We start from the raw sequence: 15,187 nt of genomic DNA, 5'->3' as shown, positions 1-15,187 counted from the left end.
CGTTCGCGGCCAGCCGGCCGCGGCACCCGACAGGACCTCACCATGACCCACGACCCGCTTTTTCAACCGCTGCAATTCGGCGCGCTGACGCTTCCGAACCGTATCGTGATGCCGCCGATGACGCGTTCGCGCGCCAGCCAGCCCGGCGACGAAGCCAACGAACTGATGGCCGCGTATTACGCGCAGCGCGCAAGCGCCGGCCTGATCGTCAGCGAAGGCACCTACATCGCGCCGCTCGGCAAGGGCTACGCGTGGACGCCCGGCATCCACACGCCGTCGCAGGTCGCCGGCTGGCGCCGGGTGACGGACGCCGTGCACGCCGCGCACGGCCGCATCTTCGCGCAGCTGTGGCACGTCGGCCGGTTGAGCCACACGAGCCTGCTCGGTGGCGCGCAACCGGTGTCGTCGTCGCCGATCCAGGCGAAAGGCGTGAACGTGTTCATCGCCGGCGAGGACGGCAGCACGCCGGGCTTCGTGCAGGCGTCCGAGCCGCGCGCGCTGTCCGTCGACGAGATCCGCGAGATCGTCGATCAATACCGCGCCGCCGCCCGCAACGCGATCGAGGCCGGCTTCGACGGCGTCGAGCTGCACGGCGCAAACGGCTATCTCGTAAACCAGTTCATCGACTCGAACGCGAACACGCGCACCGACGCGTACGGCGGCTCGCTGGAAAACCGGCTGCGCTTCCTGCGCGAAGTCGTGCAGGCGCTGATCGAAGGCACCGGCGACGCGTCGCGCGTCGGCGTCCGCCTCGCGCCGCTGACCACGCTGAACGGCTGCGTCGACGACGATCCGGAAACGACCTACCTCGCCGCCGCGAAGCTGCTCGGCGAACTCGGCATCGGCTACCTGCACATCGCGGAAGCCGACTGGGACGACGCGCCGCTGATGCCGGTCGAATTCAAGCGCCAACTGCGCGCGGCGTTCCCGGGCGTGCTGATCTACGCCGGCGCATACACGGCCGAACGCGCGCGCGAAGCGATCGCCGCCGGCTGGGCCGACCTGATCGCATTCGGCCGCCCGTTCGTCGCGAACCCCGACCTGCCCGAGCGCCTGCGCACCGGCGCCGCGCTCGCGCAGCACGATCGCAACACGCTGTTCGGCGGCGGGGCGAAAGGCCTGACCGATTATCCGACGCTCGCGCAGGCCGCGGCCTGAGCGGGCGGGCGCAACGACTCCGAGACCGCTCATGAGAATCACGCTCCCTTCCCGCCTGGGTTTCGGCACCGCGCCGCTGGGCAACATGTACCGGGACATCCCGCACGAAGAAGCGCTGGCCACCGTCGATGCGGCGTGGCGTGGCGGCATCCGCTACTTCGACGCCGCACCGCTGTATGGCGCCGGCCTCGCCGAGCTGCGTCTCGGTGAAGCGCTCGCCGGACGTCCGCGCGACGAGTATTCGCTCGGCACCAAGGTCGGCCGGCTCGTCCTCGACGAACACGAGGACGCGTCGCAACGCGATCTCGGCGAAAAAGGCGGGCTGTTCCGTCACGGCCTGCCGAACCGGATCGTCTACGACTACACCGCCGACGGCACGCTGCGCTCGATCGAAGCCAGCCTCGCACGGCTGCGCACCGACCGGCTCGACACCGTGTGGATTCACGATCCGGCCGTCGATTTTCACGGCGACGCGTGGCGCGACGTGTTCGACGTCGCGATGTCGGGCGCGGCGAAGGCGCTCACGCGGCTGCGCGACGAGAAGGTCATCAAGGGCTGGGGGCTCGGCGTGAACCGCGTCGAGCCGTGCGAACTCGCACTCGAGCGTTCGGATCCGGACGGCTTCCTGCTCGCCGGACGCTATACGCTGCTCGATCATGCGGGCGCGCTCGAACGGCTGATGCCGGAAAGCGCCGCGCGCGGGCTCGGGATCATCGTCGGCGGCCCGTACAACTCGGGTGTACTGGCGGGCGGCACGCATTTCGAGTACCAGCCGGCCACGCAGGCGATGCTCGATCGCGTCGCGCGGATCCGCGGGCTCTGCGAGCGGTTCGGTGTCGACGTTCGCGCGGTGGCGCTGCAGTTCTCGCTCGCCCATCCGGCCGTCGCGGCAGCGATCCCCGGGGCGAGCCGGCCCGAGCGCATTGACGAGAACCTGCGTCTCGCGGCGGCGCCGATCCCGGCCGCACTGTGGGCGGCGCTGAAGGCCGAGCACCTGATCGCCGAGCACGCACCGACGCCGGCCGGCGCGGACTGAAGCGGACTGAAGCGGTCTGAAGCGGCGGACGCGGCCGCTGCGGCGTGCGGCCGTGGCGGTCGCGCGCCGGCACTCGCGGCGGCTATCGTCGCGATTGCCATTTCCGAATTGCGGCCTGCGCAATCGGCGTCTAGCGTTTACGGGTTCGACTCCGCACGATCGTCACCCGACCTGAAAGGACGCGCCGCCATGCCGAGCCCCTCCCCGACACGCGACATGTTGCTGGCCTTCGCGGCCGGTCTTTCATTCGCAGCCTGCGCCGCGCCGGCCTACGCCGACGATGCCGCCGGCCTCGCGCCGCCCGGCCCCACGACGCCCGTGCTGTCGACGACCGCGACCGGCGTGCAGATCTACACATGCGAATACGATGCCGACCACCGGCTCGCGTGGGCATTCCAGCGCCCGGAAGCGGTGCTGTTCGATGCCGGCGGCACGCTCGTCGTGCGGCACGGCGCGGGGCCGTCGTGGGAAGCGCTCGATGGCAGCCGCATTACCGGCAAGAAGCTCGCGGAAGCGCCGAGCGCGCGCGCCGGCAGCGTTCCTCAATTGCTGCTCGCCGCGACGCCGGCCGCAACGGACGCGAAGGCCGCGACCGGCACGCTCGCCGGAGTGCGCTTCGTGCAGCGGCTCGACACCGCGGGCGGCACGCCGCCGGAGCCCGCGTGTTCGACCGAGCATGCGATCGGCCGCTTTCCGTATTTCGCGCGCTACGTGTTCCTGAAGTAACGCACGACGGCGGCCGCCCGAAGCCGGGGCGCCGCCGCTACATCCACTTGATCAGTTATCCTGCATTTTTACGCTATCGCTGCGGCTGCCACGCGATGACTCAGCCTCAGCGAATCCGCATCGACAGTTCGACATCGCCGCCGAACGGCACCGACAGATAGCCATTCTGCGGCGCACGCACGTAGCCGAGATAGTCGGGGCTGTATTCGGCATTGTCCGCGACGACGAATGCGCCGGCCCGCAGCCGCGGCTCGACCCGTTCGAGAATCTCCGGATACAACGCCTTCGCGCCGTCGAGCAGCAGCAGGTCGACCGTATCCGGCAGATCGCTGGCGAGCGTGCGCAACGCATCGCCTTCCCGAATTTCCACCAGATCGTCCAGCCCGGCCGCCGCCAGATTGGCACGCGCCCGCGCGATCTTCGACGCTTCGAACTCGCTCGTGATCACCCAGCCGCCGCCGTTGTCGCGCAGCGCGGCCGCGAGGTGCAGCGTCGAGATGCCGAACGACGTGCCGAACTCGACGATCGAACGTGCGCCACAGCCGCGCGCGAGCATGTACAGCAGCGTGCCCGTCTCGCGCGACACCGCGAGCGGATAGTCCTTCAGGCGTGCATAGAAATCGGCGTAATCGGTCTTGCTGCGCAGCAGCCGCATTTGCTCGTCGTGCGACACGTTGGCGAAATCCGGGTTCGATGCGGGAGACGAGGCTTCGGCTTCGTCGAACAGGCGCGCGAGCAGCGACGCCAACGGGTCGTGAATCAGGGTGGTCATGCAAATCTCCGAAGTCAGGTTGAGTGCGTCAGTACGCCCGACTAGAATATGACGAATCATTCAGGTTTTACTATTCGCATTGGCAGACCCGTCATGACCGACCGCCGCAACGCCCCGATCGCCTCGCGCAAGCAGCCTAAGCAGGCCCGCTCGACCCGTCTCGTCGACGACGTGCTGCAGGCCGCTATTCAGGTTTTGGCGACTGAAGGCGCGCAGCGCTTCACGATGGCGCGCGTGGCCGAGCGCGCCGGCGTGAGTGTCGGCTCGCTGTACCAGTACTTCCCGAACAAGGCGGCCGTGCTGTTCCGGCTCCAGCACGACGAATGGCGGCAGACGTCCGAGATGCTGTGCGGGATGCTGCAGGACACGCGCAAGACGCCGCCCGAGCGGCTGCGCACTGCCGTCCACGCGTTCATCCGTTCGGAATGCGACGAGGCGTCGATGCGCATCGCACTCGACGACGCCGCGCCCCTCTATCGCGACGCCCCCGAGGCGCGGGAAGTGAAGGCCGAGTGCAACCGCGTCTTCAGCGCGTTCATGCGCGAAATGCTGCCCGACGTGCCCGACGCCACGCATGCGCTCGCCTGCGAGCTGGTCATGACGACGCTCACGACGGGCGGCAAGGCGTTCTCCGAAACCGCGCGCACGCCCGCGGAAATCGACGCCTATTCGAATGCGATGGCCGACATGTTCTGCGTGTACCTCGCGCATCTCGCGCAGCGTTGACGGACAAGGAGCCGGGACCACCCGCCAGCGCGGCGCCGATATCATCCGGATTTGGGTTGCGCGTGGCCGCTTTTAAGCGCCTTCCCGGCCTCGACGAAAGACATCCGTAAGCCTCGACGCATCACCCTGCCCGCCGCCCCCGCCTTCAAATAATCGCCTTAACGGATTCGAACTAGGCGTATACACGCGTTCCGCGACGACGAAGCCCCGTTGCACGCCGATATAAGCGCTGCGACATGCGCTGCATGCTCTTCCCCCAATGGGACGTGATGGGCCGTTCGCCTAACCTTCGCTACGGCAAAGCGCACGTGACGGGGGCGACCCCACCACGCGTCGTACGACGCGACCCACTCGCGCCCGCTTCGAAGCGCGAACGACGACACGGCTCACGCGTCATGCGTCATGCGTCCCCACGACGTTGCCGACAATTTCAACCAGATACGAGACACCCTGACGACGGTCCGCTACAGGCCGTTTCAGCATGCTGATAAAGGAGCAAGCTCATGAGTGATACCCCGGTGCAGCCGACGGTCGGCGTCGGTGCGGAACAACCCGACTTCGGCACCAAGGGAGCCATCGACCGGTACTTCGACATTTCGTCGCGCGGCAGCACGCAGCGTCGCGAAATCGTCGCGGGCGTGACCACCTTCCTCGCGATGGTCTATTCCGTGTTCGTCGTGCCCGGGATGTTCGGCAATGCCGGCTTCGACACGAGCGCGGTATTCGTCGCGGTCTGTCTCACCACCGCCTTCGGTTCGCTGCTGATGGGCCTGTGGGCAAAGCTGCCGATCGCGATCGGCTGCGCGATTTCGCTGACGGCGTTCACCGCGTTCGGTCTCGTGCTCGGCAAGGGCCTGCCCCCCACCGTCGCGCTCGGCGCCGTGTTCCTGATGGGCCTCGTGTTCACCGGCATCTCGGTCACCGGCGTGCGTTCGTGGATCCTGCGCAACCTGCCCGCGGGCGTCGCGCACGGCACCGGGATCGGCATCGGCCTGTTCCTGCTGCTGATCGCGTCGAACGACGTCGGCCTCGTGATCAAGAACCCGGGCGCCGGCCTGCCGGTCTCCCTCGGCCAGATCACCGCGTTCCCGGTCATCATGTCGGTCGTCGGCCTCGCCGCGATCTTCGGGCTCGAGAAGCGCCGCGTGCCGGGCGGCATCCTGCTCGTCGTGGTCGCGATCTCGCTGATCGGCCTCATGTTCGACCCGGCCGTGAAATACCGCGGCATCTTCGCGCTGCCGTCGCTGAGCGCGCCGGGCCACGCATCGCTGATCGGCGCGATGGACATCAAGGGCGCGCTGTCGATGGCCGTGCTGCCGAGCGTGCTGGCGCTGGTGATGACCGCCGTGTTCGACGCGACCGGCACGATCCGCGCGGTCGCCGGGCAGGCGGGCCAGCTCGACGAGAACGGCCGCATCATCAACGGCGGCCGCGCGCTGACCGCCGATTCGGTCAGCTCGATCTTCTCGGGCTTCCTCGGCGGTGCGCCGGCCGCGGCCTACATCGAGTCGAGCGTCGGCGTGGCCGCCGGCGCGAAGACGGGCCTCGCGGCCGCGGTGGTCGGCCTGCTGTTCCTGGTCGTGATGTTCTTCTCGCCGCTCGCGGGCCTCGTGCCGTCGTACGCCACCGCACCCGCGCTGATGTACGTCGGCCTGCTGATGCTCGGCAGCGTGAGCAAGCTGCACATGGACGACATGGTCGACGCGATGTCGGGCCTCGTGTGCGCGGTGTTCATCGTGCTGACCGCGAACATCGTGACGGGCATCATGCTCGGCTTCTCGACGCTCGTGATCGGCCGCATCGCCAGCGGCGAATTCCGCAAGCTCAACGTCGGCACCGTGCTCATCGCGGCCGTGCTCGTCACGTTCTACCTCGGCGGCTGGGCGATCTGAGCGCGGCTCATGCGCGACGTCGCTTGCGAAAACGGCGGCGCAGCGGAACGACACCGTCTCCTCCCACCATCGTCGTTGATGGTCTCCCTGCCTGGAAGCGCAAGTTTCCGGGCTTTTTTTGCGGGTGCGCCACGGAGCTCCGGCGCCTCGCTCGGCCGGCACGGAGCGGCATGCGTCGTGTCCGTTCACGAATCCGCACGCGGTGCTACGATCGCGCTTTGTCCTCCGGAACCGGCATGAATCCGTTCGGCATCGTCTCCGAATCAGACACGCGGACCGCGGCGCACAAGCCGCCGTTCATCCCGTCGTTCGGCTTCGTCGAGGTTCATGAATCGCGGCCGATCGACGCGCCGCCGTCGCGCATCATCGACGCCGTGGCCACGCTCGACATGCGTGCGGATCCGGTCATCGACGCGCTGCTGGCCGTGCGCGAAACCCCGGCGGCCGTCGCCCGCGTGCTGCGCAATCGTCCGCCCCAAGCCGCGCGCGAGCGCTTCGGCTTCGACACCTTCACAGTGCTGCATCGCGACGACACGTCGCTGTCGCTCGGCCTCGTCGGGCGCTTCTGGCACCCGACGCCCGACGTGCGGACGATCGCCGACGCCGCGGCCTTCGTGCGACACGACGATCCGCACGACGCGAAGCTGGTGCTGCGCTTCGAGGTGATCGGACTGCGCTCCGGCATGCGCCTGCTGCGCACCGAAACCTTCGTGCATTGTCCGAGCGCGCGCACGCGGCTGCTGTTCCTGCCGTACTGGCTCGCGATCCGGCTGGGGAGCGGCTGGATCCGGCGGCGCACGCTGGCAGCGGTCGAGACGGCGCTCGCGTAGACCCGCCGCGTCAGAACGGCTTGATCACGACCAGCCCGACGACGATCCCGGCGGCCGCCACGACCGCGCCCGCCGCCTGCCCGAGCCATCGCGCGGGCACGACGACGAGATCGTCGCGCTCCATGCGCCGCAGCGTGCCGGCCAGAATCCCGTGCAGCGCCGACAGCGCGGTGACGACGACCAGTTTCACCGACAGCCACGCGGCGCCGAACCAGTGACCGTTCAGCGCGATCGCGATCCCCGTGATCCAGACGAGCGCGAGCGCGGGCGCCGTCACCGTACGATCCCAGCGCCGCACCGCACGATGCACGGCCAGGTTGGCGATACGAACGCCGACGGACAGCATCAGCAGCCCGCCGACGAACGTGACGACGGCGGCGACATGTACGGCCTTCAGCACCAGGTAGATCATTGCGCATGCCGCCTGCGCGCGATCCATCCGGCGCTCGCCAGCCCCGCAAACGGCACGACGGCCGACAGCACGAGCCGCGTGACCTCGCCCTTGCTCCACAGCCCGCTCGACGCGGTGCCGACGACCGCCCACACGTACATCGCGAACGCGATGCCGTGAACCGGGCCCATGACCGATACCGCGACCGGATACCCGGCCAGATGCTTGAGCGGCACGGCCACGCACACCAGCACGACGAGCGTGGTCGCTTCCAGCAACGACAGGTATTGCAGGTTGCGCAACGCGTTGCGATCGTCTTGTTTCATGGACAGGCCTCCAGGTGGGTCCGCCGCGATTGTCGCGCGTGGCGCGGGTTCGAGCCATTGGCTAGAATGACATCTTTCAACGGATTCTGGCCACGGGCCGCGAACGCCATGCATACGCTCGCCGTGCTCGCTTTGCCCGATGTCGTCCCGTTCGATCTGGGCGTGGCGTGCGACACGTTCGCGCGCGTGCGCTCGCCCGACGTCGCGCAGGCATACCGCGTGCGCGTGTGCAGCGAGCATCCGCGCGTCGCGGGCGATCTGTTCGAACTGCGCCCGCCGTTTCGTCTCGACGCGCTTGCCGATGCCGACACGATCGTCGTCCCCGGCACGTCCGTGCCGCTCGCGCCCACGTCGCGCCGCGCGATCGCGGCACTGCGCGCGGCCGCCGCGCGCGGTTGCCGGATCGCGTCGATCTGCAGCGGCGCGTTCGTGCTCGCGGAAGCCGGGCTGCTCGACGGCCTGCGCGCGACGACGCACTGGCTCGCGGCCGCCGAACTCGCGCGCCGCTACCCGAATGTCGAGGTCGACCCGAACGTGCTGTTCGTCGACAACGGGCAGATCCTGACGTCGGCAGGCGCCGCGGCCGGCCTCGATCTGTGCCTGCACATGATCCAGGCCGACTACGGCGCGGCGGTCGCCGTCGATGCCGCGCGCTGCGCGGTGGCGCCGCGCGTGCGCGAAGGCGGGCAGGCGCAGTTCATCGCGCCCGAATGGCCGGCCGGCAGCGACGGGCTGCAGAGCCTGATGGACTGGCTGCAGGCGAACCTGCGCAAGCCGCTGACGCTCGACGCGATGGCCCGCCACGCATCGACGAGCGTGCGCACGCTGACGCGGCGCTTTCAGGCGCACACGGGCACGTCGCCGCGGCAATGGCTGCAGACCGCCCGCGTCAGGCATGCGCAGCAGTTGCTGGAGATGACGGAGCTGTCGATCGAGCATGTGGCGACGGAAGCCGGGTTCGGTTCGGTCACCGCGTTTCGCGAGCGCTTCGCCCGCATCGTCGGCACGTCGCCGCAGCGCTATCGGCAGGCGTTCCGCGCGCGCGCCGGCGCGTGACGTTGATCAGGATCGCGACCTGACGCCGCCCCCTTTCGCGCCAACCGGACCCGCTCGATGACCCGCATCCGCAACCACCTGAACACCGCGCAGCTCCACGCGTTCGTCTCCGCCGCGCATCACAAGAGCCTGCGCGCCGCCGCGCGCGAGCTCGGCGTCACGCAGCCCGCGATCACCCATACGATCCGCGAACTCGAAACGGCGCTGAACGCGGAACTGCTCGTGCGCAGCGTGCGCGGCGTCGAGCTGACCGCGTGCGGCCATGCGCTGCTGCCGCGCGCCGAGCAATTGCTCGGCGACATGCGCCGCACCGTCGAAGCCGTCGAGCAGGTGAAAGGAGAAATGTCCGGGCGCGTGGCGGTCGGCACGATGCCGTCGATCGCGCTGACCGCGCTGCCGCACGCGGTCACCGCGTTCCGCCGGTCGATGCCGAACGTCAGCCTGCATCTCGAGGAAGTGACGGTGCCCGACGCGCTCGCGCAACTGCGCAACGGCACGCTCGATATCGCTGCGATGCACCATGTGCCCGCGCTCGACCGGGATTTCACGCAGGTGCCGCTGCTGTCGACCGAATTCACCGTCGTGATGCGCGAAGGCCACCCGCTCGCGCACGCGCGCGGGTTAGAGGAATTGCTCGACGCCGAGTGGATCGTCACGGTCGGCGCCGAGCAGCTCCCGCACAGCGTGATGAGCGCGATGTTCGATGCGCGCGGGCTGCCGCTGCCCAAGCGCCTGCTGCGCTCGCCGATGTCGTTCGCGGTGACGCTCGGGCTGGTCGCGCGCTCCGACGTGATCGGCTGTTTCACGCGCCCGCTGGCCGCGATGGTGGCGCCGCTCGGCATCCGCACGGCCGAACTCGACGAAAGCATGCCGCGCTTCGACCTGTCGATCATCGCGCGCCGCGACCTGCTGCCGACGCCCGCCGTCTCGGAATTCGTCAGTTGCCTGCAGCGCGCGGTCAACGAAACGCTCGGCTGAACCGTTCCTAGGTCTGAAACGGTCGCGCGCCGCATGCGCGGGCGTCGGGTCCGGTATCGGGGCTTGTCCTAGGCGCCCTCCGGGTATTTTGTCTTGATAATCTTGCGCACGTCGCGCGCCCGCATCGGGCAGGCGAAACGGACAGTCCGATGCGAAACCGCGCCGGACCGAAGGCTTACGGCGCGGCACAACCGCGCACCCATCGAACAAAACGAGGAGTGACCGAGTGAAAAAGATTCTTGCGGCTGTGACCGTGGCCGTGCTCGCCGTTTCGGCCGGCACCGCGTACGCGAAGGACTGGACGACCGTGCGCTTCGGCGTCGACGCAAGCTACCCGCCTTTCGAATCGAAAGACGCGAGCGGCAAGGTGGTCGGTTTCGACGTCGATCTCGGCAACGAGATCTGCCGCCGCATGAACGCGAAGTGCGTGTGGATCGAAAACGACTTCGACGGGATGATCCCGGCACTGAAGGCACGCAAGTTCGACGGCGTCCTGTCGTCGATGTCGATGACGCCGGCGCGCCAGGAACAGATCGCGTTCTCCGAGAAGCTGTTCAACACGCCGACGCGCCTCGTCGCGAAGAAGGGCTCGGGCCTGATGCCGACCGCCGAATCGCTGAAGGGCAAGTCGGTCGGTGTCGAGCAGGGCACGATCCAGGAAACCTATGCGAAGACGTACTGGGCCGCGAAGGGCGTGAAGGTCGTGCCTTACCAGAACCAGGACCAGGTCTACGCCGACCTGATCGCGGGCCGTCTGGACGGCGCGCTGCAGGATGCGGTGCAGGCCGAGATCGGCTTCCTGAAGACGCCGCGCGGCGCGAACTTCGATTTCGCCGGCAAGGACATCGACGATCCGAAGACGCTCGGCAACGGCGCGGGCATCGGCCTGCGCAAGGAAGACACCGACCTGAAGGCGAAGATCGACAGCGCGATCACGGGCATGCGCAAGGACGGCACGTACCAGAAGATCGCGAAGAAGTACTTCGATTTCGACGTGTACGGCAAGTAATACCGCGTAACAGCGCGCTTCTCATCCGCGCAGACGGGCTCCGCAAGGAGCCCGTTTTTTTTGCGCGCGTGCGACCAAACGCTGCGGACGACGCATGCGCGCAGGCCCGCCGGACCGTTATTTTTTACGCGCCAACCCGATGATTCGCAAAGGGAAACGACGCGCCGCTCGCGTGGTTTGATAGGTTCGCGGAAGGCAACGTACAATCGATCTTCCACGCATACGGATCACTCGCGGCTGCGCCGCCCTCCCCTCATCATGCAAACGCAGACCCATCCGCTCATTTCCCCCGCCGTCGGCACCGAACGCCAGATCACGAGCTTCCACTACGGCCCGCGCGGCGGCAAGAAGGTCTACATCCAGTCGTCGCTGCACGCGGACGAACTGCCCGGCATGCTGGTCGCCGCGCTGCTGCGCCGCAAGATCGCCGCGCTCGAGACGGCCGGCAAGCTGCGCGGCGAAGTGGTCATCGTCCCGGTGCCGAACCCGATCGGCCTGTCGCAGCACGTGTTCGGCGATCACCTCGGCCGCTTCGAGCTCGGCTCGATGCAGAACTTCAACCGCAATTTCTACGATCTCGCGGCGCTCGTGCTGCCGCGCATCGAAGGCCGTCTGACGAACGACGCGCAGCGCAACCTCGCCGCGGTACGCGCCGCGATGCGCGAGGCGCTCGACGAGCAGAAGCCGCGCACCGAGCTGGACTCGCAGCGCCTCGCGCTGCAGAAGCTGTCGTTCGACGCCGACATCGTGCTCGACCTGCATTGCGACAGCGACGCGGTGCTGCACCTCTACACGAACCCCGATCTGTGGGAAGACGTCGAGCCGCTGGCGCGCTACCTGGATGCGCAGGCGTCGCTGCTCGCGCTGAATTCGGTCGGCAATCCGTTCGACGAGATCCACAGCTTCTGCTGGTCGGATCTGCGCAACCGTTTCGGCGATCGTTTCCCGATTCCGAACGGCGCGATTTCCGTCACGGTCGAACTGCGCAGCGAGCGCGACGTGTCGTACGAATTCGCCGAGAAGGACGCGCAGGCGATCGTCGAATACCTGACGGAACGCGGCGTCATCGACGGCACGCCCGCGCCGCTGCCGCCGCTGTCGCACCCGGCCACGCCGCTCGCGGGCACCGATCCGCTCGTGGCGCCGGTGTCGGGCGTGATCGTGTTCCGCACGCCGGTGGGCGCATGGATCGAGGCCGGCCAGGAAGTGGCCGACATCGTCGATCCGCTGACCGATCGCGTGGTCACGCTGAAGAGCAGCGTGTCGGGCGTGCTGTACGCGCGCCAGATCGTGCGCTTCGCGACGGCCGGGATGGAAGTCGCGCGCATCGCCGGCGCGACGCCGATCCGCACCGGGTCGCTGCTGTCGGCCTGAGCGTCCTGAACAGCCTAGGCGGCCTGGGCCGCGAGCCCGCGCGCCGCCTCGCAGTACGCGCCAACGACATCGCCCGCTTGCGCGGGCGATGTGCTTTTTGGGCGTGGGCGGGAGGCCCGGCGCGGCAGCCGGGCCGTGGCTTGCTCGCGTCGGCGTTCAGAACGCCGGCACGATCGCGCCGCCGAACTTCTGGTCGATGAACTTGCGCACGTCGTCCGACTCGTAGGCCGCGACGAGCTTCTTCACCCACGGCTTGTCCTTGTCCTGCGCGCGCACCGCGATCAGGTTCGCGTACGGCCCGCGCAGATCCTCGATCGCGATCGCATCCTTCGCCGGCGTGAGCCCGGCCTTCACCGCGTAGTCGGTGTTGATCGACGCGGCGTCGAGGTCGGGCAGCGCGCGCGGCAGTTGCGCGGCGTCGAGCTCGACGATCCTGATCTTCTTCGGATTCTCCGCGACGTCGAGCGGCGTCGCGTTCACGCCGTTCGTACCGGCGCCCGCCTTCAGCTTGATCACCCCGTATTTCTGCAGCAGCAGCAGCGCGCGGTTGCCGTTCGACGGATCGTTCTGGATCCCGACCTTCGCGCCGGCCGGCAAGTCCTTCAGCGACTTGAGCTTCTTCGAATAGAAGCCCATCGGCGCCGTGTAGGTCAGCCCGACATTGACGATCCGGTAGCCGCGCTGCTTGATCTGGCTGTCGAGAAACGGCTGGTGCTGGAAGCCGTTCGCATCGAGGTCGCCCGCGTCGAGCGCCGCGTTCGGCTGCACGTAATCGTTGAATTCGATGACCTTGATCGCGAGGCCCTCGCGTGCGGCGACTTTCGTCACCTCGGTCCAGATCTGCGCGTCGGGGCCGCTCATCGTGCCGATCTTCAGCGTTTGCGGGTCGGCGTGCGCGCCGGGCGCGGCAAAGGCCAGCGCCGCGGCAAGCGCGCCGAGGCCGGTCAGGATCGAACGTCGCATGGTGTCCTCTTGTCCCGTGTGGTTGTTCAAGCGCGCATCGTGGCACGGGGCCGGAACAGCACCAACCAAGCTTATTTCATGTGCATATTCCGGATCCCGATGGAATCTCAGGCGGAATCGGTATAACTCCCTGCTGTACAACCGGGCAGAATCCAGTGTCGCATCGGCACCACACATTGGTCATATGACAGTCGCTGTCATATTCATTACGTGGCCCGCCGATAAAGTTGCCGCCGGTCCGTGAAAGCGCCCGCAGAGAGCGCCGGAACCGCAACTGGACACGCCATTCATTCGCTCGGAGAATCCTTTGAACAAGAAACTGTTGACCATCGCCATCCTCGCAGCAACGGCCGGCACGGCACACGCGCAAAGCAGCGTGACCCTGTACGGCGTGATCGACGCCGGTATCAGCTACGTGAACCACAGCAAGACCGCAAACGGCGGCAGCGGCAAGTTGTTCAAGTACGACGACGGCGTGGCCCAGGGCAGCCGTTGGGGCCTGCGCGGCACCGAAGACCTCGGTGGCGGCCTGAAGGCGATCTTCGTGCTCGAAAACGGCTTCAACAGCGGCAACGGCACGATCGGCCAGGGCGGCGCGATCTTCGGCCGCCAGGCTTACGTTGGCCTGAGCCAGTCGCAATTCGGTACGGTCACGCTCGGCCGTCAGTACTCGTTCTCGACCGACATCCTCGGTTCGAACTACTCGACGGGCGGCAACACGGTCGCGGGCAACTACGCGTACCACGTGAACGACGTCGACCAGCTCACGTCGAGCCGCATCAACAACTCGGTGAAGTTCCAGAGCGCGAACTACGCCGGCTTCACGTTCGGCGCGTTGTACGGCTTCTCGAACTCGACCGACTTCGCCGGCGCAGCGGGCACGGGCACCACGAACACGGGCGGCTCGTCGCGTGCATACAGCTTCGGCGTGAACTACGCGAACGGCCCGTTCGCCCTCGGCGCGGCCTACACGGACATCCGCTTCCCGAGCCAGTCGTCGCCGGCATTCTCGACGACGATCGCGAACATCAGCACGGGCAACATCCGCGACCTGCGCACGTACGGCGTCGGCGGCCGCTACATCTTCGGCCCGGCAACGGCATGGGCCCTGTGGACGCGCACGCAGTTCACCCCGGTCGCAGCCGGCGCATCGGGCACGTTCTACAACGCATACGAAGCTGGCCTGAAGTACGCGTTCACGCCGGCCCTGTCGGCAGCGGCGGGCTACACGTACACGAACGCCACGCAAAACGGCGGCTCGGCACACTGGAACCAGGGCAACCTGGGTCTGGACTACGCGCTCAGCAAGCGTACGGACGTGTACGGCCTGGTCGTCTACCAGAAGGCGTCGGGCAACAACGTGCAAGCGCAGATCGGCTCGAGCACGAGCTACTTCAACACGTCGGGCACGGGTTCGTCGAACCAGCTGGCCGCTCGCGTCGGTATCCGTCACAAGTTCTAAAGCATCCGCTTAACTCGCGGATCACGACGGCAAGAAGCGCCCCGCTCCGGCGGGGCGCTTTTTTATGGGCTTTTAAGTTTCGCTTAATTCTGGGCTGAGAGGATGCTTCCACCCCCCCTGTTGGCCGCCTGAGCATCGGCGGCTTTTTTTTTGAGAACCGCTACGGCACCGCCATCAACTGCCCACAAGACAGGATCGGAGGCCAAGATGATCGAAGATACCGTTTACAGCCATCTGCACGCGCTTCTGACGCGCCAGCATTCGCTACCGGTCCAGAGCTGCCGCGTGTCGGTGGAAATGCAGCGCCCGTGGGGCCGCCCGTACCGGCTCGTCGAATGGACGATGCATCTCGACGCCCCCGCGCGGCGCCAGATCGTGCCGGCCGAATCGACCGACGAAGAGATCGCCGAGGTCGTCGCGTCGCACGTGCCGGGCCGCCTGTACGGCGACGGCCGGCTGCAGTTCTGATTCCCTCCTGAGCGCGTCGC

The 15,187-nt window shown here is 67.7% G+C and carries 16 protein-coding genes; 12 read left to right on the top strand and 4 right to left on the bottom strand.

Features of this window, described 5'->3' with window-relative positions; translation table 11 throughout:
* Positions 1 to 42 precede the first annotated feature (42 nt).
* The 3 genes from ABIC50_RS28830 (at position 43) to ABIC50_RS28820 (ending at position 2,920) form a co-directional block, all read left to right on the top strand.
* Positions 43 to 1,158: an alkene reductase gene (locus tag ABIC50_RS28830; RefSeq protein WP_354168278.1), complete on the top strand. Its 1,116-nt coding sequence runs from the start codon at positions 43 to 45 to the stop codon at positions 1,156 to 1,158.
* A 31-nt stretch (positions 1,159 to 1,189) separates the two neighbouring features.
* Entirely contained in the window at positions 1,190 to 2,194 is a 1,005-nt protein-coding gene (locus tag ABIC50_RS28825; protein WP_354168276.1) for an aldo/keto reductase, read from the top strand.
* A gap of 189 nt (positions 2,195 to 2,383) precedes the next feature.
* The gene (locus tag ABIC50_RS28820; protein ID WP_354168274.1) at positions 2,384 to 2,920 is read left to right on the top strand and encodes a DUF3455 domain-containing protein; all 537 of its coding nucleotides are present in this window, start codon (positions 2,384 to 2,386) and stop codon (positions 2,918 to 2,920) included.
* A gap of 106 nt (positions 2,921 to 3,026) precedes the next feature.
* On the opposite strand, the gene ABIC50_RS28815 is transcribed toward ABIC50_RS28820, so the two are convergent.
* On the bottom strand, positions 3,027 to 3,692 hold the full coding sequence (locus ABIC50_RS28815) for an O-methyltransferase (RefSeq protein ID WP_354168273.1): 666 nt from the start codon (positions 3,690 to 3,692) through the stop codon (positions 3,027 to 3,029).
* A gap of 48 nt (positions 3,693 to 3,740) precedes the next feature.
* Between ABIC50_RS28815 and ABIC50_RS28810 the strand changes: the two genes are divergently transcribed.
* The 3 genes from ABIC50_RS28810 (at position 3,741) to ABIC50_RS28800 (ending at position 7,140) form a co-directional block, all read left to right on the top strand.
* Complete coding sequence (locus ABIC50_RS28810; RefSeq protein WP_471685684.1) at positions 3,741 to 4,418, top strand: TetR/AcrR family transcriptional regulator; 678 nt, start codon at positions 3,741 to 3,743, stop codon at positions 4,416 to 4,418.
* A gap of 503 nt (positions 4,419 to 4,921) precedes the next feature.
* Positions 4,922 to 6,310, top strand: coding sequence for an NCS2 family permease (locus ABIC50_RS28805; protein WP_354168269.1), 1,389 nt, complete (start codon positions 4,922 to 4,924; stop codon positions 6,308 to 6,310).
* A gap of 236 nt (positions 6,311 to 6,546) precedes the next feature.
* Positions 6,547 to 7,140, top strand: a complete 594-nt coding sequence (locus ABIC50_RS28800; RefSeq protein WP_212084982.1) for a hypothetical protein — start codon at positions 6,547 to 6,549, stop codon at positions 7,138 to 7,140.
* A 10-nt stretch (positions 7,141 to 7,150) separates the two neighbouring features.
* On the opposite strand, the gene ABIC50_RS28795 is transcribed toward ABIC50_RS28800, so the two are convergent.
* Both ABIC50_RS28795 and ABIC50_RS28790 read right to left on the bottom strand, forming a co-directional pair.
* Complete coding sequence (locus ABIC50_RS28795; RefSeq protein ID WP_126226162.1) at positions 7,151 to 7,552, bottom strand: CopD family protein; 402 nt, start codon at positions 7,550 to 7,552, stop codon at positions 7,151 to 7,153.
* Positions 7,549 to 7,857 carry a DUF3817 domain-containing protein gene (locus tag ABIC50_RS28790; RefSeq protein ID WP_354168267.1) on the bottom strand — a complete coding sequence of 103 codons (309 nt, stop codon included), beginning with the start codon at positions 7,855 to 7,857 and terminating at the stop codon, positions 7,549 to 7,551. Before ABIC50_RS28790 ends, ABIC50_RS28795 begins: the two co-directional genes overlap by 4 nt.
* 108 nt (positions 7,858 to 7,965) lie before the next feature.
* Between ABIC50_RS28790 and ABIC50_RS28785 the strand changes: the two genes are divergently transcribed.
* The 4 genes from ABIC50_RS28785 (at position 7,966) to ABIC50_RS28770 (ending at position 12,274) form a co-directional block, all read left to right on the top strand.
* Positions 7,966 to 8,913 (top strand): GlxA family transcriptional regulator, encoded by a 948-nt coding sequence (locus ABIC50_RS28785; protein WP_354168265.1) that lies wholly within the window; start codon positions 7,966 to 7,968, stop codon positions 8,911 to 8,913.
* 57 nt (positions 8,914 to 8,970) lie between these two features.
* On the top strand, positions 8,971 to 9,891 hold the full coding sequence (locus tag ABIC50_RS28780; RefSeq protein WP_354168263.1) for a LysR substrate-binding domain-containing protein: 921 nt from the start codon (positions 8,971 to 8,973) through the stop codon (positions 9,889 to 9,891).
* Positions 9,892 to 10,117: 226 nt separating this feature from the next.
* Entirely contained in the window at positions 10,118 to 10,900 is a 783-nt protein-coding gene (locus ABIC50_RS28775; RefSeq protein ID WP_138849625.1) for an ABC transporter substrate-binding protein, read from the top strand.
* Positions 10,901 to 11,158: 258 nt separating this feature from the next.
* A complete protein-coding gene (locus ABIC50_RS28770) occupies positions 11,159 to 12,274 on the top strand; it encodes a succinylglutamate desuccinylase/aspartoacylase family protein (protein ID WP_175677717.1) in 1,116 nt (371 codons plus the stop codon).
* A 156-nt stretch (positions 12,275 to 12,430) separates the two neighbouring features.
* On the opposite strand, the gene ABIC50_RS28765 is transcribed toward ABIC50_RS28770, so the two are convergent.
* Positions 12,431 to 13,237, bottom strand: coding sequence for a MetQ/NlpA family ABC transporter substrate-binding protein (locus ABIC50_RS28765; RefSeq protein ID WP_011659720.1), 807 nt, complete (start codon positions 13,235 to 13,237; stop codon positions 12,431 to 12,433).
* Positions 13,238 to 13,544: 307 nt separating this feature from the next.
* Here ABIC50_RS28765 and ABIC50_RS28760 point away from each other — a divergent pair, with 307 nt between their 5' ends.
* Entirely contained in the window at positions 13,545 to 14,699 is a 1,155-nt protein-coding gene (locus ABIC50_RS28760; RefSeq protein ID WP_175703228.1) for a porin, read from the top strand.
* 207 nt (positions 14,700 to 14,906) lie between these two features.
* Positions 14,907 to 15,167: a DUF2866 domain-containing protein gene (locus tag ABIC50_RS28755; protein WP_006754283.1), complete on the top strand. Its 261-nt coding sequence runs from the start codon at positions 14,907 to 14,909 to the stop codon at positions 15,165 to 15,167.
* Positions 15,168 to 15,187 lie beyond the last annotated feature (20 nt).

Source organism: Burkholderia sp. 567 (assembly GCF_040545115.1).
GTDB classification, from domain to species: Bacteria; Pseudomonadota; Gammaproteobacteria; order Burkholderiales; family Burkholderiaceae; genus Burkholderia; species Burkholderia ambifaria.
Note: the sequence above shows the minus strand (reverse complement) of the source record. Positions and strands in the feature narration are given on the sequence as shown.

Bases quoted from the DNA above. Each gene is read 5' to 3' on its own strand.
- ABIC50_RS28830 (WP_354168278.1), top strand. From the start codon at position 43: ATGACCCACGACCCGCTTTTTCAACCGCTGCAATTCGGCGCGCTGACG.
- ABIC50_RS28825 (WP_354168276.1), top strand. From the start codon at position 1,190: ATGAGAATCACGCTCCCTTCCCGCCTGGGTTTCGGCACCGCGCCGCTG.
- ABIC50_RS28820 (WP_354168274.1), top strand. From the start codon at position 2,384: ATGCCGAGCCCCTCCCCGACACGCGACATGTTGCTGGCCTTCGCGGCC.
- ABIC50_RS28815 (WP_354168273.1), bottom strand. From the start codon at position 3,692: ATGACCACCCTGATTCACGACCCGTTGGCGTCGCTGCTCGCGCGCCTG.
- ABIC50_RS28810 (WP_471685684.1), top strand. From the start codon at position 3,741: ATGACGAATCATTCAGGTTTTACTATTCGCATTGGCAGACCCGTCATG.
- ABIC50_RS28805 (WP_354168269.1), top strand. From the start codon at position 4,922: ATGAGTGATACCCCGGTGCAGCCGACGGTCGGCGTCGGTGCGGAACAA.
- ABIC50_RS28800 (WP_212084982.1), top strand. From the start codon at position 6,547: ATGAATCCGTTCGGCATCGTCTCCGAATCAGACACGCGGACCGCGGCG.
- ABIC50_RS28795 (WP_126226162.1), bottom strand. From the start codon at position 7,552: ATGATCTACCTGGTGCTGAAGGCCGTACATGTCGCCGCCGTCGTCACG.
- ABIC50_RS28790 (WP_354168267.1), bottom strand. From the start codon at position 7,857: ATGAAACAAGACGATCGCAACGCGTTGCGCAACCTGCAATACCTGTCG.
- ABIC50_RS28785 (WP_354168265.1), top strand. From the start codon at position 7,966: ATGCATACGCTCGCCGTGCTCGCTTTGCCCGATGTCGTCCCGTTCGAT.
- ABIC50_RS28780 (WP_354168263.1), top strand. From the start codon at position 8,971: ATGACCCGCATCCGCAACCACCTGAACACCGCGCAGCTCCACGCGTTC.
- ABIC50_RS28770 (WP_175677717.1), top strand. From the start codon at position 11,159: ATGCAAACGCAGACCCATCCGCTCATTTCCCCCGCCGTCGGCACCGAA.
- ABIC50_RS28765 (WP_011659720.1), bottom strand. From the start codon at position 13,237: ATGCGACGTTCGATCCTGACCGGCCTCGGCGCGCTTGCCGCGGCGCTG.
- ABIC50_RS28755 (WP_006754283.1), top strand. From the start codon at position 14,907: ATGATCGAAGATACCGTTTACAGCCATCTGCACGCGCTTCTGACGCGC.